The 20,791-nt window shown below is 54.7% G+C and carries 16 protein-coding genes; 4 read left to right on the top strand and 12 right to left on the bottom strand.

Annotation, left to right across the window (positions count from 1 at the left end; translation table 11 throughout):
* Positions 1–217: 217 nt before the first annotated feature.
* The 8 genes from CRO08_RS14550 to CRO08_RS14585 form a co-directional block, all read right to left on the bottom strand.
* A complete protein-coding gene (locus CRO08_RS14550; RefSeq protein WP_097036782.1) occupies positions 218–2,866 on the bottom strand; it encodes an MMPL family transporter in 2,649 nt (882 codons plus the stop codon).
* A gap of 92 nt (positions 2,867–2,958) precedes the next feature.
* A complete protein-coding gene (locus CRO08_RS14555) occupies positions 2,959–4,977 on the bottom strand; it encodes an LTA synthase family protein (protein ID WP_255252409.1) in 2,019 nt (672 codons plus the stop codon).
* A gap of 72 nt (positions 4,978–5,049) precedes the next feature.
* The gene (locus CRO08_RS14560) at positions 5,050–6,237 is read right to left on the bottom strand and encodes a glycosyltransferase (protein WP_097036783.1); all 1,188 of its coding nucleotides are present in this window, start codon (positions 6,235–6,237) and stop codon (positions 5,050–5,052) included.
* Entirely contained in the window at positions 6,234–7,271 is a 1,038-nt protein-coding gene (locus CRO08_RS14565) for a hypothetical protein (RefSeq protein ID WP_097036784.1), read from the bottom strand. Before CRO08_RS14565 ends, CRO08_RS14560 begins: the two co-directional genes overlap by 4 nt.
* 25 nt (positions 7,272–7,296) lie before the next feature.
* A complete protein-coding gene (locus tag CRO08_RS14570) occupies positions 7,297–8,025 on the bottom strand; it encodes an NTP transferase domain-containing protein (RefSeq protein WP_097036973.1) in 729 nt (242 codons plus the stop codon).
* Positions 8,022–9,056 (bottom strand): histidinol-phosphate transaminase, encoded by a 1,035-nt coding sequence (locus CRO08_RS14575; protein WP_097036785.1) that lies wholly within the window; start codon positions 9,054–9,056, stop codon positions 8,022–8,024. Before CRO08_RS14575 ends, CRO08_RS14570 begins: the two co-directional genes overlap by 4 nt.
* 59 nt (positions 9,057–9,115) lie before the next feature.
* A complete protein-coding gene (locus CRO08_RS14580) occupies positions 9,116–9,925 on the bottom strand; it encodes a phosphorylcholine transferase LicD (protein WP_097036786.1) in 810 nt (269 codons plus the stop codon).
* A complete protein-coding gene (locus CRO08_RS14585) occupies positions 9,925–11,373 on the bottom strand; it encodes an oligosaccharide flippase family protein (RefSeq protein ID WP_097036787.1) in 1,449 nt (482 codons plus the stop codon). The genes CRO08_RS14580 and CRO08_RS14585 overlap by 1 nt, the downstream gene beginning before the upstream one ends.
* Positions 11,374–11,467: 94 nt before the next feature.
* On the opposite strand from CRO08_RS14585, the gene rpiB reads away from it, so the two are divergent.
* The 4 genes from rpiB (at position 11,468) to CRO08_RS14605 (ending at position 16,218) form a co-directional block, all read left to right on the top strand.
* On the top strand, positions 11,468–11,941 hold the full coding sequence (rpiB, locus tag CRO08_RS14590; protein ID WP_217990597.1) for a ribose 5-phosphate isomerase B: 474 nt from the start codon (positions 11,468–11,470) through the stop codon (positions 11,939–11,941).
* 82 nt (positions 11,942–12,023) lie between these two features.
* Positions 12,024–12,518, top strand: coding sequence for a hypothetical protein (locus tag CRO08_RS14595; RefSeq protein WP_141398403.1), 495 nt, complete (start codon positions 12,024–12,026; stop codon positions 12,516–12,518).
* Between the two features lie 21 nt (positions 12,519–12,539).
* Positions 12,540–14,558 carry a UbiD family decarboxylase gene (locus tag CRO08_RS14600; RefSeq protein ID WP_097036789.1) on the top strand — a complete coding sequence of 673 codons (2,019 nt, stop codon included), beginning with the start codon at positions 12,540–12,542 and terminating at the stop codon, positions 14,556–14,558.
* Positions 14,548–16,218 carry a hypothetical protein gene (locus tag CRO08_RS14605; protein ID WP_141398404.1) on the top strand — a complete coding sequence of 557 codons (1,671 nt, stop codon included), beginning with the start codon at positions 14,548–14,550 and terminating at the stop codon, positions 16,216–16,218. Before CRO08_RS14600 ends, CRO08_RS14605 begins: the two co-directional genes overlap by 11 nt.
* Positions 16,219–16,304: 86 nt before the next feature.
* On the opposite strand, the gene CRO08_RS14610 is transcribed toward CRO08_RS14605, so the two are convergent.
* The 4 genes from CRO08_RS14610 to CRO08_RS14625 form a co-directional block, all read right to left on the bottom strand.
* On the bottom strand, positions 16,305–17,768 hold the full coding sequence (locus CRO08_RS14610) for a T9SS type A sorting domain-containing protein (RefSeq protein WP_141398405.1): 1,464 nt from the start codon (positions 17,766–17,768) through the stop codon (positions 16,305–16,307).
* 56 nt (positions 17,769–17,824) lie between these two features.
* Positions 17,825–18,673 carry an IS3 family transposase gene (locus CRO08_RS14615; protein ID WP_176495013.1) on the bottom strand — a complete coding sequence of 283 codons (849 nt, stop codon included), beginning with the start codon at positions 18,671–18,673 and terminating at the stop codon, positions 17,825–17,827.
* 17 nt (positions 18,674–18,690) lie between these two features.
* Entirely contained in the window at positions 18,691–19,020 is a 330-nt protein-coding gene (locus tag CRO08_RS14620; protein ID WP_097034692.1) for a transposase, read from the bottom strand.
* Positions 19,021–19,155: 135 nt separating this feature from the next.
* Positions 19,156–20,772, bottom strand: coding sequence for a glycoside hydrolase family 57 protein (locus CRO08_RS14625; RefSeq protein ID WP_097036792.1), 1,617 nt, complete (start codon positions 20,770–20,772; stop codon positions 19,156–19,158).
* Between the last annotated feature and the right edge of the window lie 19 nt (positions 20,773–20,791).

Below are 20,791 nucleotides of genomic sequence, written 5' to 3' on the forward strand. Positions count from 1 at the left end.
GACAAGAAAATACAAAAAAAGCGCCGAAAAAGCAACTATTAAAACAAGCCGAAGCTAGAAGCGAGCAGAACGACGCCGCAGACCCCGAAGCCGTATAAATATACGGCGAGAGTCCGAGAAAATCTATGAGGCGAACGCAGCGCAAGCATATTTATATGCTTGCATTGCTGAGCCGATTGGATTTCTGCAAGGATGTTATGCGAAGCTTATAGCGAGACTATTTCTTCTTGAGCCAGGCACCGCACAAATACATCGTAAAGATGATGCTCGTAATGAGGAACATCGCGATGCTGATGCATGCCAGGTCACCGATGCCCTTCAGGCCGCGGTGCGTCGTGAACAGGAACCCGACAAAGCCCGCAATTGTCGTGGTGGAACTTGCCATCACGTTACGGCCTGTGGTATCCATCAACTGACGGAGCGTCAGGTTCTTGTCGCTCATCCACGAGGTAATCATGTGAATCGTGGAGTCGATTCCGATACCGAGCGCCATCGGGATAACAATCACGTTGTAGATGCTTATCTTCCCGAACTCGAACAAGTCCGTCAAGAGGCCGAGCAGCCCGAGGGTCAAAAGCGTTCCCATGCCGAACGACACGCAGCCCGCGAGGAAGAGTTTCGGTTTGCGGAACGATATTACGAGCGTACCGAAAATCACGAGGATAATCACAAGCGCAAGCCTGAAGCTATCCTTCTTCACGGAGTCGATCACGTCGGAAAGAATGAACTGCGAAGAGAACGTACGCAGTTCTTCGCCGTCAAAGTTCCAGTGACCATAGCGTTCCTGGAAGCGATGCAAGGCGTGGGCTTCCCAGCTCGGGAAGTCACCGTAGATAAAGCCAATCTTGCCGTAGCTCCCGTCTTTTTCGCGGAGCAAGTCCAGAGTCCAGCTCGGGACATCTTCGGCAGTAAACGTGTTTTCGACCGCAGAAAGCTTGCGGAGGTTCGCGATATTCACGGAATCCTCGCCTTCGGCGCGGTCAAACACACGGGCCTCGGCAAGTTCACGAATTTCTTCAATTACCTCGAGGCGCTGCTTCTGTGAATCCTGCGGCGGCACGAAGCTCTTGAGCGTAAGGAAACTGCCAAGCGTCGAATCGTGTTCCACGTGCAGGCGCACCATCAGCGTGTCGTAAAGCTTGTCGAGCTGTTCGGGCTTGCTTCCCATCACGGCGGCCGGCGTCGAGGTTACCGCCTTGCCCGTAGCACGCGTCACCTTCGTAGAAATCTTATTCTTCGAGGCCGATACGTTCGTCGAGACGCGGCGCAGGTTACGGAGGTTGTGTTCGAAGTCCACATCCTGTGCAAACCAAATGGAAGCCGCACCGAGAGCAAAGCCCGCAAAGGCCACATACTTGAAGAACTTGAGGATTTTCGCCTCGTCCCAGGACTTGGGCAGCAGGGAATTTTCCGGAGCCTTCGGGATACCGCCCATGCACTTGATAAACACCGGGAGCACGAGCACCGAGGTGAGCATACTGAACAGCACGCCCATCGAAGCCACCACGCCGAACTCATAGAACCCGCGGAAATGCGCAGCGAGCAAAGTCAGGAATGCAGCAATTGTCGTGAAGCTTGCAAGCACGAAGGGCTTGAGCATCTTCCTCTGGGCATGTTCCAGCACTTCCTCGAGAGTCGCGTACTTGTGCAACAGTTTCTGCGAAGTACCCAAGATATGAATCGAGTAGTCGATGCCGATGCCCAAAATGATGGAGGCGACAAACACCGTGAACGGGTTCAGCTTTCCGTAGAAGATGGCCGTAAATGCAAGCGTCGGGAGGCAGGCATACAGCACCGATGCCGTCACGAGAATCGGGCCCTTCACGCTCCTGAAGAAGAAAATCGTGAGGAAGATGATGAGCACCAGACTGATGCCGAACGAGAAGATGGAATCGTTCGCGACCTCGTCGACTTCCTTGAGGCCCTCGTAGGTACCTTCGACAGTAAAGCGGGTCGGCACCGGGTAAGTCTTGCTGCTGAAATAGGCAAGCAGGGAATCGGTGCGGGCCAAGATATGCGTCACGAATTCATAGTCGGTAGAAGGCTTGATGAGTTTCGCGTTCACCACGCCGTTAAAGAGAATCTTTCCGGTGCTATCCGGGCGCGGGGAACCAATCAGGCGGTTCTTGAGTTCTGAAGGAATCGTGGATTTCGGGTTCCATTCCTCTTCCTCGTTCGCGGCCTTCGCGATATCGATGGAATCGGCCTTGTCCTTCTTGAAGAATGCGGCAAAGGCGCTCACCGCCTCGTCAGGGAGTCCGAGTTCCTGCGGCAGGTTTTCGTCAAACCACACGCGTTCCTTTTTCGCGGGCGCGGCAGCCACTTGTGCGGAGTCAGGTCCCTGAGCCTGCCGAAGGGACGAATCAGTCGAGGCGTCGCCCAGCAAATCCACAACGAGCGGGCCATTCTTGCGGCCAATTTCAAGCTGCAAGTCTTCCAGATTGTCGCGAATATTTTCCAGATGCTTTACCGGCAGGTAAAGGAGCGCATTGTCCTTGAAGAACTGGTTGTCGTTATCCACCTGGGTCGAAACGAAGTCACCCTGCCAGTTCTTGTGGATGTAATCGGCAATGGAATCCTGCAGGGCCACCACCAGGTTCACGTCTTCGCTCTGGATGGCTATCATGAACTTGTCAGTGGAACCGAAACGCTGGTACGATTCCTCGAGCGCCTTCACGCTCGGGGTGCCCTCGGGCAGCAAGTGCGAAAGGTCGGCATCAAGTTTGAGGCCCGGCTTAAAGAGAATGGGAACCGCAAAAAGAACCGCCAGAATCAGGTAAAACGCAAGTGCCTTGTACTGGTGCCTGCAAATCAGCGGAATGTACCAATTGGAAAATCTTTCGGGAAGTGATTTCTTGTTAGCCATAAAAGGCAATATAATAAAAAGGGCCGCATACGGCACGGCATGCGACTCAAGTTATTGATAATCGGTCAAATAGGGCGATAGAGGGTTCTACCCTACGGCATCATGATGTCGTTGCGGAGCACAGAGCGCACGGCCTTCGCGGCTCCCACGGCCTTCTTTTTCCAGGCAAGGTCGCTTGCATCCGTCGTGAGCGCATACGGGGATTCGCCACCGGAGGCGGCGCGGAACACGTCCTCGTTTTCGAGGCCGCCAGCAAGCACGTGGTCGCGGAACCCGAGGTAGTAGGCATTCTGCGAGAAGAATACCGACGGCTGTTCTGCAGGGCGTTCCTGAGCGAGCAAGTCGTAACCCCAGAAATGGTTCGGTTCGCGCACCTGCGCAAGGTCAAAGATTGTCGGGCCCAAATCCAACTGCGAGGCGACATCTTCGCGAATCGTCAGCCCGTTAAGCAACGCCGTATCCGGCGTAAAAATTCCGATAAAAATCTGCGAAGCGGAAAGCCCGAGCGGTTGCGGGACCATGTAATCGATAGAATCTACGGGAGTATCGTGGTCACCCAGGATAAAGACGACAGTATTCCCGAAATCAGGACGCTTGGAAAGCGCGTCGAAGAATCGCCCGAGTTGCTGGTCGGTATAGCGGACAGCATTCCTGTAGCGCGCCATCGCGTCGTCCGGTTTTGCGGCAAATGCATCGGGATAACCGTAGAACGGAATATGCGAAGAAATCGTGTTGAATGAAAGTTCCCACGGCCTATCTGCCGGCATTTTCCTGAGCACGTCAATTGCGAGATCCACGCCCAAACTATCCGCAGTACCTTCCACCTTCTCCTCGCCTATCAGGTGCCAATCCTTATCGAAGAACTTCTCGATAAAGGGCAAAGTGTGGTCGAAAATCGGGTTCGAAACCGTCACATACGCCCGCTGATAGTTTGTCAGGAATTCGGGCCAGCCTTTGAACTTGTTCGCCGCATAGAAACTGGGCACGTCACGGTTCGGGTGCGAGGGGAATCCCATGTAGGTCGCCATCGTGCCGCGCACCGTCGGGTAGCCGCCGCTAAAGGCGTTCTTGAACCATAGGGCTCCACCCAGCGCATTGCCGGCAGAATCCTTTTCGAAGTAAGCGCCATTTGCAAGTTTCCAGATGTTCGGCGCCACGGCGGTATCGCCTTCGAGCATCTTGTTGAATATACGGCCCTTGAACGATTCGCCCATGATGAACACGATGTTATACGGCTTTTTCGCCCTGTATTCATGAGCCGGCGCGCTACGGTACATCGGGAGTTCCATGGCATCGCTGCGACCCGTCGCGAAATCCTTCGGCAAGAAGGCATCCAAATCGCCGACAAGTTCCTCGGTAATCTTCGCGTTGTCATGAATGAACTCGAAAGTCTCGACCGCGGCAATGTGCAAAATCGGCGCCGTAAGCGTATGCTTGCCGAGCGTAAACCGCATATCCACCTTCGTGTGCGTCACCGGGATTTCAATCCACCCGCGCGTTCCCGTAAGGAACAGCACGAGCGGCACCAGCGAGAGCGCCATACCTACGGCGAACATCACGCCGGGAACTTTACGGGAAGCAGGTTTCCAAGCGCCATTGCGGTTATCGAGCACGAGCGTCTGGCGGCGCGTACGTAGCCGGAGCGTATAGGCCACCACGAACGCGATTGCACCCGCAAAGCAGAGCACGACCATCGATACCCAGAGTACTGTGCCGAGCAGGTCACCGCCCAGCGTAGAAACCGTCGTGGCATCGGTGATGTTCGAGATATGGAAATACGTGCGCAAGAAGGAATAGGAAAGACGCTGGTGCGAAAAGCGGAAAACGTCATAGTCCGCGACAGCAATAAAGAAGTAGAGCGCATAAAAGACGGCAAGCCCGCGGGGAGCGCGCGCAAAACCGAAAAGGCCCGCCATGGCAAGCACCGCGCCGAAGGCCATGAAAATCTGCCAGAGGGTCTTGCCCTCGAACATCTCGGCCATCGAGAGCCCGAGCGGATCGGGCAGGCTATAGAAAAACACCAGCAGCACGCTCTGTACCACAAGGGCAATGAGCGCCATCGCGAGATAAGGATTCTTGAGCAGGTTCTTTATTTTAACAAACAGGGACATAGGCAAAAGCAAAGGAAGATCCCCGCCTTGGTTCGACTTCGCTCACCACAGGTCGAGGGGATGACACAGGAATCAACGTTTCAGTATAAAATCTACAGCCTTTTCTAAATCTTCGGCCTGGCGGGCGTGAACTTGCGCGTAGCGTTTCGGGGCGCGTTCTGCAAAATCCGCATAGATGCGGGCGTCGAGCAATTGCACCAGGCGGTTCTTGATTTCGCTTACGGAATACGGGTCAAAGTACAGCACTGCATCGCCGCAGACCTCGGGAATGGAAGTCGTGCCGCTCGCCGCTACGGGTACGCCATAGCGCATGGATTGCACCGGCGGGTAACCGAAGCCTTCGTTCAGGCTCGGGAACACGAACGCGTACGCATTCTTGTGCAAGAATTCCAGTTCCTTGCTTTCCACATAGCCGAGAAGCACAAAGCGATCCCTGTGCTTGAGGTGGCGCAGGTAGGCACGCGCATTCGTAGCGCCGGTAATGACCATCTTCATGTCGAGCGACTTGCCCTGCGATTCGTACATGCCCACCAGTTCATCGAACGCTCGGGCGGCGCGCAGGTTATTCTTTTCCCAGCGGGCTCCGCTCGTGAGCAAGAAATATTTTTTCGCGGCTACTCCCGGCGGCAAGAATCCTTCGGGTTCATATTCCTTCATCGGGCTGTAGAACACCGGAATTTCCAGGTCCATGAGTTCCGGGAAGAACGCCTTGATGGAGGCGCGGCTATGCTCGCTCACCGTAATGGTACGCACCTTGCGACCGTTCGGCCCCGAAGTCAGCGACTCCGCCATACGCCGCGCCAAGTCCTGATACTTGGGCTTGTAGAAATACTTTTTCCAGCTTTCGCGGTAACGCACCAGCGCCTCGAACTTTTGCCCGAGTTTCTTGGCAAAACCTACACCCGCCCAGCTGTACTGCATTTCGAGCGCTCGCACGCCGTGCCAGGTAAACACGAAATCCTTCACGTCAATCGCCCACTTCTTTTCGAGCGAATAGAGCGGCGTGTAGAAGGTATCAATCTGGTTTGCGTCGATGATTTCTTGCGGGGTCTGCACGCTGATATCGAACAGCGGAATGTTTTTTCCTTTGCAGGCCTCGACAATTGCCGGGTCCAGATATTTTTTGCTGTCGTAAGCGCAACTGAACTGCACGCCACGCTTCACCAGCGCCCAGAAAATCACTTCGCCGTAACTGCCACCGCCGTGAAACTTGGCGCTGTGAATCGGCTGTACCGCCACCAGGTTGAAAAGCAGGTTCACTTGCGGCCCCCGCGATTATCCTTCCCGAGAAGCGTTCCCAAGATTCTCAGCGGGAACACGAGGAAAGGCATCTTCTTGTAAATCCACGCGAGCGACTTCGCGAAGGCGTAGCTGCGGATAATGTAGGCGCCACCGGCACCCACCTTGCGGGTCTGGAACTCGAATTCTTCCTTGGCGTGGGCAATCACGTCGTCATAATACTCGTTGATGGTAATGCTCTTGTCGGCGTTGACCTTCACCGGAATGTTCTTCAGGTTGGTGTAGAAATCCTTGCGCAAAATCTTGGGCAGGAACAGGTCCATGCTGGCGGGCACCTTGTGGCCGCGGGTATCGATGATTCGCGAGCCGAAGAAGTGCAGCACCTTCGCCGTGGGCAAGAACCTGTTGCCGTAGGCCAGCTGGCAGTTCCAGCCACCGGGCATTTTCTTGGTGATGTAATTAAACTTGAAGTTCGTCTCGGCGAGGCTTGCCATGTCGTACGGGAAGTTCTTCGACACGCAGTAAAGCCAGAGTTCGTGCCAGGTCTCGAAGAACTTGCGGGCTTCGGGAGTATCTGCGGCATACATCACGCCCCCATTGAAAATCTCGTCATTCAGGATCGGCGAGAAGCCCATCATCTTCGCGTTGTTCAAGACCTTCTTGCGGTTAATTGCCTTCGAGAGGTTCGTGTGGAAATCGAGCACCGCATAGATACCGCCCTTCCATTCTTCCGGAATCGAGAGGTCGCCCACGATGGCGATGTCAGAATCCATGTAGAGAAAATCGCCATCGATTACATTGCGCATGACCGTCTTGAGGTAGCGGGAGCGCAACATGGGAGTAAACTTTTCATCGAGGGTCAATACCTTGAGTTCATCGACTGCATCCTTGAGGGCCGCACGCGGGCCGGTGAGCGTTTCCGCAGTCTTGTCGTCGGTCAAAAGCGTCACAAAGGCGCCCGGGTTATGCACCCGCAAGGAGGCAATCGCCACCAGCGTCTGTTCACAGAAAAAATCCTTCGGGGAACTCGTCAGAACAAAAAGGTACTTGGTCATGGGCTAACCTCCCCCATCAATTTGACTAGTCCAGCGGAATCGTGGACTTCGCGTTTTCAAAATCCTCGACCGTATCGAGTTCGCAGGAGAAAAAGTCCGACGCATCCAGAACGGAATACGTATGGCCCTGCGGAATCAGGCGTTCGAAGGCAAGTTCGTAGAACGTATTTTCCAGGTGTTCCACGTTCATCATCTTTTCAAGTTCAGCGTAAAGGGCGGTAGAATAGCCCGCGCCAATCTTTTCGATACCGAGGCTTTCGCCTGCGGCAGCCTTCGGCGAACAAGTCTTGCTGATTTCGGAAATATTTCCGTCTTCACCAAGAACAACCTTCATTTCTTCTTCGCCGAGTTCATGGCGAATGAGCGTAAGCACGTTCGCTGCCTTGGAGGCGAGCACATTCTTCACGATTTGCGGGTCATAGAGCAGGTCACTATCGAGCAGCAGAAATTCCTTGCCCGCAACCGCCTGGCCTGCCAGCCACAGGGAATAGATGTTATTCGTGGAATCGTAAAGAGCGTTATGGATGAAGGTCGTGCGGATGGAATCGCCGTAATGTTCCTTCACGAAATTCTCAATCATGTGGTTCAGGTAACCCGTCACGATTACGAATTCCTGAATGCCGGCGCCTTTCAATGCGTCCATGGAGCGTTCCAGGAGCGAACGACCCTTCACGTCCAGGAGGCACTTGGGCGTATTGTCCGTGAGCGGGCGCAAGCGCTTCGCCATACCTGCAGCAAGAATTACGGCAATCATACGGCAGCGCAACGCTTGATGGTGTCGACCACCACCTGAATCTGTTCCTTACGGCCTAAGGTAATGCGGAGGCAGTCCTCGAGACCCTTGTCGCTCATGAACTTGATCTTGTAATCCTGTTCGGCCATAGCCTTCTGCAGGGCTTCCTTGATGCGGGTCGGGTACTTGATCAAAATGAAGTTTGCGACACTCTTGTAAACCTTGAAGCCCGGCAGGTTGCCGAGTTCCTTCTTGAACAACTGGCGGTCCCATTCCATTTCATCGGCGACCTTGCGGTAGTGATCTTCACTTTCGATGGCGGCCATCGCCACGGCTTCGCTAAAGCGGTTGTAGCCCAAGTACTTGTTGGCGTAGCTCAGGAAGGACTCGTGGCCCTTGCCCATGAAGCCAAAGCCCATACGCAGACCCGGGAGGCCGAAGAACTTGGAAAGCGTGCGGGAAATAATCAGGTTCGAATACTTGTTCACGAGCGGAGCGATGTAGGCGGTATCGGTCGTGATAAAGGAAGCGTACGCCTCGTCAATCAGCACCATCGTATCGTTCGGGATATTTTCCATGATGCGACCGATTTCTTCGGGCGTAAGGCAGTTTCCGGTCGGGTTGTTCGGAGAGGCCAAGAGCAACATACGCGGGTGAATCTTGTTCGTGAGCGCGATGACTTCGTCAACATCGTAGGCGAAAGTATCTTCTTTTTCGTGGAGCGGATACATTTCAAAGGAACCACCACATTCACCGGCGATGCGGTTGTAGTACCACCAAGAAAATTCCGGAATCATGATGGTCTTGTTTTCGCCCACCATCAGGTAGTAATGGACAGCGTTCTTGAGAATGTCTTCGCCACCATAACCGAGCAGCACCTGTTCTTCGGGCACGTTGTAAATTTCAGAGAGCTTTACCGAGAAAATGCTCTTTTTGCCTTCATCGTAAATGCGGGTGTAGAAGCAGAGCTGTTCGGGGTCAAAATTCTTGACGGCATCGAGCACCTTCTGCGAAGGCTTGAAGTTGAATTCGTTTCTGTCCAAGTAGTTCATGTTTTACCTTTGTGGGGCTTGTACCCCGATTCAAAACCTTTTTAAATATAAATTTTTCCTTATTTCCACCACACATCAAGCCCGTGATTGTAGCGTTTTTCTTCGGGCGGAAGCTGCATGTAGTCGCGGTAGAAGAGCGACAGGTAGTAATCGTAGTTCCTGTAACCGCTAAACTTGCGGTTCTCGAACGGGTAGTCGACCGTTTCTGCAATCTTTTCCAGGTCCAAAATGCGGTCGGTTTTTGTGTCGAAGAATAGCGTTGCAACATGGCCCGAATGGGCTGTCGGGTAGCGGCGAATCACGCGTTCCACATAGCGGCAGAAGCGCTTTTTGCCCACGATGCAGGCGATGGCATAAAAGAACCGCTTGTACAGAAGCGTCCAGGCGTCGTAACCCTTCGACTTGAAGTCGGTCGTAATGGCGAGCGTAATCACACGCAAAAAACTGCAGTAGAGCACGAACGCCTTTTCAAAGAAACTCGATTTCGGGAGTCCATCCAGCGGGAAGATATCGACCCAGATTCCCATCTCACCCTTGTGGCGTTCCATCTTGACCGTTGTGCGGTTGTCGTATGCCTTTGCAAACGGGTAGAAGTAGCCGTCGCAAGTATCGTCCACGAGCGTAAGCCATTCCTTGTGGCCTGCCGCATTCTCGTCTTTCAAGATGGCAATGAGCTTCTCGTAATCTTCGCGCAACATGCAGATATCAATGTCATCGTCCCAGGGAATGTAGCCTTTGTGGCGCACCGCCCCGAGGAGCGTGCCGTAGGCAAGACTGTACTTCAGGTTGTTTTCCTTGCAAATGCGGTCAATCTCGTCCAGAACGGACATCTGGATTTCGCGACATTCCTGCTGTTCAATTTTCTTCATTATTCAGCCTTCCCGCTAGTAAGTTTTTCCCTATCGGCATCCATTTTCTTCTTCACGATTTTCCAATAGATACCGAGCAACGCGAGGACCGCCAGATAAATCCCGCCCTTTTCGACAAGCGAAAGTTCCGGCTGTTTCACGTTGAGCATTACATAGAAAGTAATCAATCCCGCAATCCATGCGACCTGCGACACAAGCCGTACGGAATATGGCCTGTAGCCCATCTTGATAAGGTAGATGTTGTTGCAGATAATCGCCATGATGTTGTAGCCGAGCATCGAGAGGGCTGCACCCACGAGTCCGAAAGCGGGTATCAGGAAGTACCCTAGCGCGAGCGCCACACCCAGCGAAATCACGTCCATGATCAGGGAGTACAGGCTCTTGCCCATGCCGTTCAACACCACGATGGACATGCCGCCAAAGCCCGCGACGAGATGCACCAGCAGGAGAATCCCGAGCGCCTCGGGCTGCACGATGAAGTCCTTGCCCGCGATAGAAAGAATTTCGCCCGGGAACAGCACGATGAAGAACCCGATAAGCAACTGGATGAAGGTGACCATGAACACGCAGTAGCTATAGACAGGCTTGAGGTCGGTCTTGAGGCGTTCCTTGTCCATACCCGCAACAACCGGAGTGAGGATAGGAGTGAACCCCACGCGGATTGTCTGGAGGGCGTTCGAGATGGTGACCATGATACCGTAGGCACCCGCCTTCTCGGGCCCGAGGAAGAGCATCACCAGCCAGAGGCTAGAGCGCGTGAGGAACGAGGAAACAAACTCGCCGAACCCGAGCGGGAGCGAGTAGAGCAGCAGGCCCTTCGACACGAGTTTGCCCGGATTCATGGGCATCTCGGGGAACTGGCGGCGCACCAACACAAAGTGCACACAGAAGCCCACCACCTGCCCCACCAGCAGGCCCAGCGGGAGCGCATGCGGGATTCCCATGAAGTGGAGCGCGATGGAAGTCGCGGGCGCGAGCGTCACCGTCAGGAACGAATTCACGAACACGGCATTCTGCGGACGGCGGTTGCCTTCGGATGCAGTACTGAAAACGTACGTGCCCACGTAGAACAGGAGCGAGACCGCGTACCACGGGAGTTCCTTCGAGATATACGGCGTAAAGGAACCGACAAAAATGACTCCGGTGCAGAACAGCGCGATGGCGGCGGCAATCCAGAACGATTCCATGATGCCATCGTGTGCAGGGCGGCCGTTCAACTTGTTCTGCGGCAGGTACCAGTAGAGGCCCTTGTCGAGCCCGAGGGTTGCCGAGTGCGCAATCGTGAGGAGGAGCGTCTGTGCCGAAACGAATATACCGAATTCTGCAGCACCAAAAATGCGCGCCATCACAAAGGTCAATAGCGGGCCGCAAACCTTGAGGATAGTCCCCACAACGTTCACGATCATCGCCTTCTTCAGGAACTTGCTGTCGGTCTCTAGATTGCCCATAACTGGCCCAAAAATAGATTTATTTCGCACCGGCCCCCAACCGTTTTGAGCCATAATCCGACGAATTATCTATATTGCCCGATAAAGTTCGCAGATGCGTACTTTTCCACTCGTAAACCGGGAAATTATCATGTTCAAGACCATCGCTATCGGCTGCGACCACGCCGCTTTCGAATACAAGGAAAAACTCGTCAAGTTTCTGGAAGGCAAGGGCTACAAAGTCCTCGACATGGGCACTGATTCTACGGAATCGTGCGACTACCCGGTGTTCGCTGACAAGGTCTGCAACAAGGTAACCGGCAAGGAAGCCGACTGCGGAATCCTCATCTGCGGTACGGGCATCGGCATGAGCATGGCCGCCAACAAGCACAAGGGCATCCGCGCGGCAGTCGTCGGCGACCTCACCTCCTGCGAATTCACGCGCCTCCACAACGACGCGAACGTGCTCTGCATGGGAGCCCGCATCATCGCCTACGCGCAGTGCGAAGTTTTCGCGACCAAGTTCCTCGAAACCGAATTCATGGGCGGCAAGCACAAGAAGCGCATCGACATGTTCGAGCCGGCATAGTTTTAGGCCATTTTTGCCTAATTTGAGCAATTTACAGATTTTTCGTTCACTTTCGCGCTTTTTTTGCTAAATTAATTAACGTATGGTGCAGTTCAGTCAAACGTCATGGCAAGAGTTCTCGCTTCCGAATGTATTGGAAACGCTTCAATATGCTCCCCTGAACTTGACTATCGGCAAGAGCCCGCTTCTCCATTACATATTCCCTAAGGAACTTGCCGCCGGTGCAACAATCAAGTACCAGCTGCAGTTCGGCTTCAGGGTCATCAGGTGGACCGGCATCATCAGTTCGGTCAAGGACAACCAGGTGACGGTGCGGCTGGGCCAAGGCCCGTTCCGCGGGTTTACCGCCAGCCACAAGTTCGTACCCGAAGGGCACATGACCGCCTGCTACGACGAATTCTCGTTCCAGGGGTTCACGAACATCCTCGAAGAGACTTTCGCAAGCATCATGGCAAGCGCAAGCGTCGTTTACGCGATATACGCCCGTAAGGACACGCGCGACATAGTCCTTTCCGTAGAATCCCAGAAAAAGACGCAGGCATTCGAATCGCTCGACCTGGGTGCCACGGCGGGTTAAGCCCGCACCGGGGGTTCCGCCATGTATTCCTCACTGGAACAAGCGCTGCTTGACCTAGAAAAGGCAGGCATGCTCAGGCGTATCCGCGAAGAGGTGGACCCGTACCTGGAAATGGCTGAAATTGCACGGCAGGCATTCGACAGCAAGGGGCCGGCACTGCTTTTCGAGAAGGTAAAGGGGAGCAGGTTCCGCGCCGCATGCAACATCTTCGGCACGCGCGAACGCATGGATTTCTTGTTCCGGGATACTCTCGAAAGCACAAAGACCGCGGTCCTGTTCAAGTCCAACCCCGCAGAATTCTTTAGGCATGCGGGCCCCGCCACGTTGTTACGCGCGGCAAAAGCGGGCATCCGTTCACTCCCCAGGCGCTCGGGCAGTATCCGCGACTTCGAGGAATGCACGCTCGCCGACCTCCCGCAAATCGTAGGCTGGCCCGAAGACGGCGGGCCGTTCCTCACGCTCCCGCAGGTGGCGACACTCCCGAGTGACGGCGCGAAGATTCTCACCGCAAACCTCGGCATGTACCGCGTGCAGATTGCGGGGAACGACTTTGCCCCCGACGAATGCGGCATCCACTACCAGATAAACCGCGACATCGCACGGCACCACCGGAAGGCGCTCGAAGAAGGCCGCGCGCTCAAGGTAAGCGTGTTCCTGGGCGGGCCTCCCGCACATACCGTCGCCGCGGTGATGCCCATGCCCGAGGACCTTTCGGAACTTACCTTCGCCGGAATGCTCGGCGGGCGGCGTTTCCGCTACTTTATGCACGATGGCTACATCGTCTCGAGCGATGCGGACTTCTGCATCCTGGGAGAGGTTGCACCCGAACTCAAGCCCGAGGGGCCATTCGGCGACCACGTGGGGTACTACTCCGGCAAGCACCTCTTCCCCTACCTGAAAGTGAAGAAGGTGCTCTGCAAGAAGAACGCGATTTACCCGTTCACCTCCGTAGGCAGGCCCCCGAAAGAGGACACGGTTTTCGGCGAGTTCATACACGACATTACCCGGCCGATGGTCCCCTCGTCGCTCCCGGGCGTAGAGGCAGTCCACGCGGTCGACGCGTCGGGAGTGCACCCGCTGTGCCTCGCCGTCGCGAAGGAAAACTTTATACCCTACATCAGGCCCGAGGAACGCGAGCCGCTCGAACTTTTAAAGACCGCAAATGCGCTGCTCGGATTCAACCAGGTATCGCTCGCGAAGTACCTAATGGTGGCCGCGAAGGAAGATGCCGGCGTTAAACTATCCGCGGGTGCCGATGCGTCCGGCATTAAACAACCTGACGGCATTAAACGGCCCGACGGCAAAAATCAGGATACTCGCAGGGCACAGGATGTTCGCGGGGCAAAAAACGCCTCCGGGGCGCTGGATGCCCGCGACGTTCCTGCATTCTTCGCGCACGTGCTCGAGCGCGCAGACTTCGCGCGGGACTTGCACTTCCAGACCTCCACCTTCATCGACACGCTCGACTATACGGGAACGCGACTCAATCACGGTTCCAAGCTCGTGATTGCCGCGGCAGGCATCAAGCGCAGGGAACTGCGCGAATGCGCGGGCGACCTTGACGGGCTCAAGCTGCCCGTGGGCTTCAGCAATGCGAAAATTGCGATGAAGGGCGTGCTCGCCATGCAGTGGAACGACGGTTCAAGTGCCGCCGAGCGCACCACCGAATTAAACGGCGACGCGGGCAATCCGGGCGAAAACGGCGCCCACCCCGCTCCCGAAAACATCGCGCAGCTCCGCGATGCCCTCGCAAGCTGGGAATACCACGAAAACTACCCGTGGGTGAGTATTGTGGACGACACCTCCACCATCGGCGGCAACTCGCAAATGAGCCTGGACGATTTCCTGTGGCTAACGTTCACGCGTTCCGACCCCGCGCAGGATATCTACGGACTGAACGAGCGCTTTGTGCAGAAGCACTGGTCAATAGACGCCCCGCTCATCGTAGACGCGACCATCAAGCCACGCCACCAAAAGGCACTCGTAGTTCCGGACAACGTTGTTTTGAAATCGAAGGAGGTTCTAGAAAATGCACGCTAGTTTCCTCCCCTCCATACCCAAAGTTCTGCTTTTAACAGCAACAATCCTTGCTACAGCGATTGCGCCCGCACAGGCACAGAAATGCGGCATGGCCTTCGCGCACCAGAACAGCAGGCAAAAATCCGTATTGCACCCCGCCGCAGCACTCCGGATCAAGAACTGCGATGCGCGCGAATACTACGACAGCGTCTATACCCGCGAAACGGAACACTTCCAGATATTCTACACGCTGGGTATAGGCCCGCACGCAACCAGGCCCGAATTTGTAGACTCGCTCGCCGTAACGCTCGAAAATGCGCTGACATTCCACACGAAAACCATGAAAATGCGCGCACCGCAGGGCATCGACACCACGAGTCACTACCAGATGCCCGTGAAGGCCGGGCTCTACCCCGTCGAAGTCGCCGAAATAGACTTTCTCCGCGACCCGAGAAGCGTGCTCAAGGCAGACGCCTGCAACGGTTGCTACGGAGTGACATACCCGAGCCCCAAGGATTACCACAAGTCCGAAATAATCATCGACAACGATTTCAAGTACGTGCCGGAAAACGCGACCGCCACAAGTTCAATCGTGCGGGACGAAAAGACCTGCACCTACCCCACCTCAACCGTAGAGCAAAACAGCACCGCCTACCAGTACTCCTACAACAAGGAGTTCGCCAAGGGCATCCAGGTCACCATATACCACGAGATGTTCCACGCCGTGCAGTTGCAGTACATGGACCTGTTCAATCACTGGACTTACTGGATAGAGGCTTCCGCAGCCGGGAACGAGGAAGTCGGAGCCCCCGATATCGACGACTACTTCCTGTACGTCAGCAGGTTCTTCAACTACGGCGGAACCGCGATAGACGCAATCGAGTACGAGTACGGCCTCGTAATTCTCTACTTGTACCTGTACAACCACGTGGACAAGCACTTCGACAAGGAAATCTGGGAACTTTTCGAAACCAAACCGAATGCGCCCTTCAAGGAAAACCTCAAGAAGGTTCTTGAAAAGCGGGGCTTGGACGGCGATTCGCTATTCCACGACTTCGCGACGTCGGCAGCGCTCTCCGGAAAGAACGCGAACGCAGTAAGCAATGCACGCTGGATTCACGAAGACCAGCCAAGATGGGCTCCGGCGACCGCGAAACGTTCGACGTTTGTCGACGGAAGCGAAGGTCAAGACAAGTTCACGCCCGGCATTCCTCTCTACTCACTCGACTTCTACCTGGACGGCACCCCGGACCTTGACGAATACAAAGGCAAGGCTACGGCGCTTGTGTTCAACGGCGAAAAGATCGGCATCAGGGAAATCAAGAACACGGCCTCGGTGGATTCCATCATCAAGGACGCCTTCTTCGCCGATTCCATCATGTGGGTGTTCAGCAGTTTCGACAATCCGAAACGCATTCCCGAAATGGTAAAGGATTCCACGCTTCGCGCCTTCCCCATGCCCTGGCGCGGCAACGGCTCGCTCTGCTTTACACCGCTACCGGAATCAAAGAAGTTTATCGAAATTCGCAACGCCCGCGGGGACCTGGTGCTGCGCGAACCCTACGAAAAGACGACGCACTGCATCAACGCAGACAACGTAAAGAGCTCGATGAAGCCGGGCGTGTACCGCTTCCGTGCAGGCTCCAGCGGAAAGACGCAGAAATTCATTGTAACGTATTAAATTTACGGACTAAATTTTCGTCCACAAACACATCAAAAAAGAACCCGTCCTTTTCAAGACGGGCTCTTTCGCATTTTACACCGCAATCATCGTATCACTATCCGGGTCGTTCTCTGGGCCGTACTGTTCCAGACGCGTACAATGTAGTTGCCCCGATCCAAATGGCCTAGGCTGAAGCTTCTGGAACCCGCAATGTATTCATCGACGGTTTCCATGAGCTGGCCATTCATGTCGAACACCTGCAAGCGAACATTCGAAGGAACATCCACCGCAACGGTGAACATATTTCGGGCAAATCCGATCTTAAAGTTCTTCTGCAAGTCATACATAGCGACGATGGCATCGCCCTTTTCACTAGACGAGGATTCCACCTTCGAACTAGAGCTAGACTTTGCAGAACTGCTCGATGCCGTGGAGCTACTGGACTTCGTAGAACTGCTAGATGCCACAGAACTACTGGACTTCACAGAACTGCTAGATGCCACAGAACTGCTGGACTTCACAGAACTGCTAGATGCCACAGAACTGCTGGATTTCACAGAGCTGCTAGACGCCACGGAACTGCTAGACGCAACAGAACTACTGGACATCACAGAACTGCTAGACGCAACAGAACTCGAACTCGGGGGCGGATCTACACAAAGCTTCGCGTAGGTCGCAACGTAGGTCGCTTTTGCGGTAACATCTGCTATCTCGTTATCCCATGCGTCAAAGCTATAGGTACAAAGCCCGATAGTCGTATCCGCAAGTTCGGGGACATCAATGTCGGTAGCCTTCGTTCCATACGGATATTCCGCAATCATCAGGCTATCCACAAAGCCTTCGTGGTTGAAAGGATCCTTGAAGGTTATCTCGTACTTACGGATAGTCGAGTCAAACGTTGCCGTATACCGCGTATCCTTGGTAACAGCGACAACCGTCGGGCTCCACCCAGCAAAACTGTAAGTGTACTTGGCAGTGTTTTCCCTAACCGGAGTTGCACCGTTATAGTTCGGCGTATCGCCGGCACTGTAACGTTTCTGTTCCAACGTATTGCCATTGTAGTTGAGCCAGGTTACGGTGTACTGTTCGCCGCAAGTCGTATCGAACTGCGCTCTGTAAAGCACGTCTTCGGTCACATCGGCAAGTTCCGGAGACCAGCCAGTAAATTCGTAGAAGCAGTTTCCGATAGTCGTATCGCGCACTTCCAAGACTTCGAGGTCTTCAACCTTGGTTCCATAGGCAAGGTCGTAGTTTTCAGACCATCTACCGCGAATCGGGTCATAGAATTCGACATAATATGTCCTGGCAATGCACCTCGAGGAATATTGTGCCGTATACTCCATGTCGCCCTTCACGGTATCGCTTGCACCGACGGTCCTCACCCACTTTTCAAAGTTATAGTAACATTCCGGGGTTTCCTTTTGCGGACCCCAATCACGTTCAACGACTTCGTTGTAGTAATGCCGTTCCGTATCCCATTCGTCGTCATCATACGTCTTGAACACAACCGTATAAATCCGTGGATTTGTAGTTTTTTTAATAGTGGGTTCATGAACAACCATATTCATTACCGGTTAAGTTAAAATATATCCTTTTTTCTTGTTAAGTGGTATACCCTTGTGGTCTAGGCAGCCTGTTTTGACAGCCTATATTCCACCGGTGTCATGTAACCGAGCGAACTATGGAGCCGTTTCCGGTTGTAGAACAGCTCGATGTACCTGAAAACGGCCTCCCGCACGTCTTCGATGTCCTTGAAGTCTCGCCTGTAGGCCATCTCCTTCTTGAAGCTTGCGAAGAAGCTTTCCATGCAGGCGTTGTCGTAGGGGCAGCCCGGGGCGCTCATCGAGGGCGTTATCCCATTCTCCGAGAGCATCGTGCGGTAGCCCATGCTGCTGTACTGCACGCCACGGTCGGAATGGAAGATTAGTCCGTCGTGATGGCCGCGTTGCATGATGGCATTGGACAACGCGCGCTTGACAAGTTCCGTGTCGATGTTCTTGCTCACGGCATAACCCACCGCCTCCTTGTTGCATAGGTCAAGTACCACGGCAAGGTACACCCAGCCAAGCGTAGTCTTGACGTAGGTGATGTCGCCGGCCCAGACGGCGTTCAGACTGTCGGGATCGAACTTCCGCTGCACCAGGTTCTCGCTGTACATGGAGTCACATTTGCCCTTGCGGTAGGGTTTCCATTTCTTGAGCGTGACCGGATAGAGACCGTTCTCGCGCATGATGCGGCGCAGTTTCCACACCTTTACCTCGTCACCCTTGTCATGGAGTGCCGCCTGCATCTTCGGGCAACCGTACACGCGGTGGTTTTCTTCGAAGGTGTCGCGGACCTTCTGGACAAGCCGTTCTTCGCGGGCCTTCTTCTCGGCACGTTTTTCCTGCTGGCGCGACCACTGGTAGTAGGAACACTGCGGTATTCCTAGGGCTCTGCACATCTTCCTGACTGAGTATTTCTTGCGGTTCACGTGTATCGCCTCGCATTTCAGTCGTGTGGTCGCATAAAGATGTGCAGGGATTTTTTTAGGATCTCTACCGTCTCCTTCTCGTCCGCAAGCTCCTTTTCACGCTTCTTCAGGAGTTTTTCCAGTTCCCTGTTCTTGGCGGCGAGTTCCTCGACGGACACCTTGCGGATTCGCCGTTCCTCGCGGTAGCTCGGCAGGTTGTGTTCCTTGCGGTACTCGTTTACCCACCGACCGACTGTATTGGGCCCGATTCCGAGTTCCTTGGCTATTTGGTTTGCTGACTTTTCGCCTTTCAGGACCAGCTTGATGACCTGTTCCCTTGTCTCGGAGCTATAGTTGATTTTTGCCATTGTTTTACCTTTTGGGGGTTGCGCAATGAATATAGTAGCTTATGCTACCCTCTTATTAAACTCCTGCATGGTCCATTATGGGAATGTTACAGTAAAACATTCCAACTTGGAATAGTTCCGCCGAATTTTAGTGATTTAGAGCAATTCCCCGATCCACGGGAAAAGATTGTCTTGATTTTCGAGCTTATTCAAGAGCGACGTATCGGGCTTCTTGCGGCCCATCGCAAGGCTTGTCATCGCAGAGGCATAGAGTGCGCACACGTTCCTGTAATGCGTATTCTCGCGGAACCGCGCGTAGTCTGCCGCAGACTTGTTGTGAATCATAAACGCCCAGTCCGAAGCCTGGAACAGCAGGAGTTCGCGGGCAATCTGCGCGTAATACCTGCGATACAGCCGGGTCTGCGCGGTCTTGCCCTTCTTCTCGCGGGCAACGAGCGCGCGGCGGAACTCTTCCATCATGCCGCGCATGCGGAAGAATAGCGGGTACGCATGACTCACCTCGTCGTTCATCCAGACTTCACCGAAACCGCCCTCGCCCCATGAGGAGAATATCGGGCTGTGTACCGCCTCGTCGCAGGAGGAATACATCGTGGTTTCGAGAGAGGCCATCTCTACCGTATTGGATGCGGCGGCGCGCTCAAACATCTTCTCGATAAACAGCGGGCCCTCGAACCACCAGTGCCCAAAGAGTTCCGCATCGTAGGGGCACAGGATGGAGACCTTGTTGCCTTCCATGTTCGGAAGGAGTTCAGTGACGGTCGCCTCGCGGTTCGCTACGAAGAGTCGCGCGTGGTCCTCGACCAGGCGCATCGCGTTCCACGGGCGGTAAATCTGCTTGTCCTCGCTCCCGGTAATGCGGTAGTACTTGAGGCCGGTCTCGATGGGAGTATCGCCCGCCATAAAGTAATCGCCCAGGTAGCCACGGTCGCGTTCATTTGCGATATCCTTGAAGAACTCGCGGTACTCGGGGTGCCCCGGGTAGCCAGTCTTCCGGCTCCATACTTCCATGGAACTCGCCTGCTCGCGGCCCATGCAATAAAGCCCCGCAGGGGTCTTTATTGGCGCAAATACTCCGTATTTGGGCGCGGGCTTTGCCAAAAGCACGCCGTGGGTCTCGAGGAAGAAGTACTTGAACCCGAATTCGGCGAGAAGGCGGTCAAGACCTTCGAAGTACCCGCACTCGGGGAGCCAAAGCCCGCTGGGCCTGCGCCCGAAGGCGTCTTCAAATGCACGCACGGTAACGCCCAGCTGCAGTCTAATTGCCTGCACGTCGGACTGGTACGCGGGCAAGAACGGGTGGGTCCCCACGCAGGTAAGGAGGTTGAGCTTGCCGCATTCCTCGAGTTGCTTCAGCGCGGGCACAATCTCGCAACCGCAGTCGCGTTCCCACGTGTCAATAAGCGCAACCTGTCTCCGGTAGTAAAAATCCACCACGGTCGCGATGTCATCGTTCCCGCGGGCGCGCTCGCGTTCCTTCTCGATAAGTTCCATCTGCATGTGCAGATGACGTGTGAACTTTTCAAGCAACAAGCTGTCGGTAAGCATCGCGAGGAGCGCAGAGGAAACGCTCAGGTTGAGCGTTCCCGGCACGCCCTTCTCCTGCAGGCGGCGGAGCATCTGGATTAGCGGCAGGTATGTTTCCGCCATAGCCTCGAAAAACCAGTTTTCTTCCAGGAACCGGTCATATTCGGGCTCGCGCACAAAAGGCAGGTGCGCGTGCAGCAGCAGGTGTATTTTACCGGGCGCGGACAATTAGCCCTCGTGGGTTTAG

This window comes from Fibrobacter sp. UWT3, from assembly GCF_900230125.1.
Classification (GTDB): domain Bacteria; phylum Fibrobacterota; class Fibrobacteria; order Fibrobacterales; family Fibrobacteraceae; genus Fibrobacter.

Coding starts and splice junctions, on each gene's coding strand:
- CRO08_RS14550 (WP_097036782.1), bottom strand. CDS start 2,866: ATGGCTAACAAGAAATCACTTCCCGAAAGATTTTCCAATTGGTACATT.
- CRO08_RS14555 (WP_255252409.1), bottom strand. CDS start 4,977: ATGTCCCTGTTTGTTAAAATAAAGAACCTGCTCAAGAATCCTTATCTC.
- CRO08_RS14565 (WP_097036784.1), bottom strand. CDS start 7,271: ATGACCAAGTACCTTTTTGTTCTGACGAGTTCCCCGAAGGATTTTTTC.
- CRO08_RS14570 (WP_097036973.1), bottom strand. CDS start 8,025: ATGATTGCCGTAATTCTTGCTGCAGGTATGGCGAAGCGCTTGCGCCCG.
- CRO08_RS14575 (WP_097036785.1), bottom strand. CDS start 9,056: ATGAACTACTTGGACAGAAACGAATTCAACTTCAAGCCTTCGCAGAAG.
- CRO08_RS14580 (WP_097036786.1), bottom strand. CDS start 9,925: ATGAAGAAAATTGAACAGCAGGAATGTCGCGAAATCCAGATGTCCGTT.
- CRO08_RS14585 (WP_097036787.1), bottom strand. CDS start 11,373: ATGGGCAATCTAGAGACCGACAGCAAGTTCCTGAAGAAGGCGATGATC.
- rpiB (WP_217990597.1), top strand. CDS start 11,468: ATGCGTACTTTTCCACTCGTAAACCGGGAAATTATCATGTTCAAGACC.
- CRO08_RS14595 (WP_141398403.1), top strand. CDS start 12,024: ATGGTGCAGTTCAGTCAAACGTCATGGCAAGAGTTCTCGCTTCCGAAT.
- CRO08_RS14600 (WP_097036789.1), top strand. CDS start 12,540: ATGTATTCCTCACTGGAACAAGCGCTGCTTGACCTAGAAAAGGCAGGC.
- CRO08_RS14605 (WP_141398404.1), top strand. CDS start 14,548: ATGCACGCTAGTTTCCTCCCCTCCATACCCAAAGTTCTGCTTTTAACA.
- CRO08_RS14610 (WP_141398405.1), bottom strand. CDS start 17,768: ATGAATATGGTTGTTCATGAACCCACTATTAAAAAAACTACAAATCCA.
- CRO08_RS14620 (WP_097034692.1), bottom strand. CDS start 19,020: ATGGCAAAAATCAACTATAGCTCCGAGACAAGGGAACAGGTCATCAAG.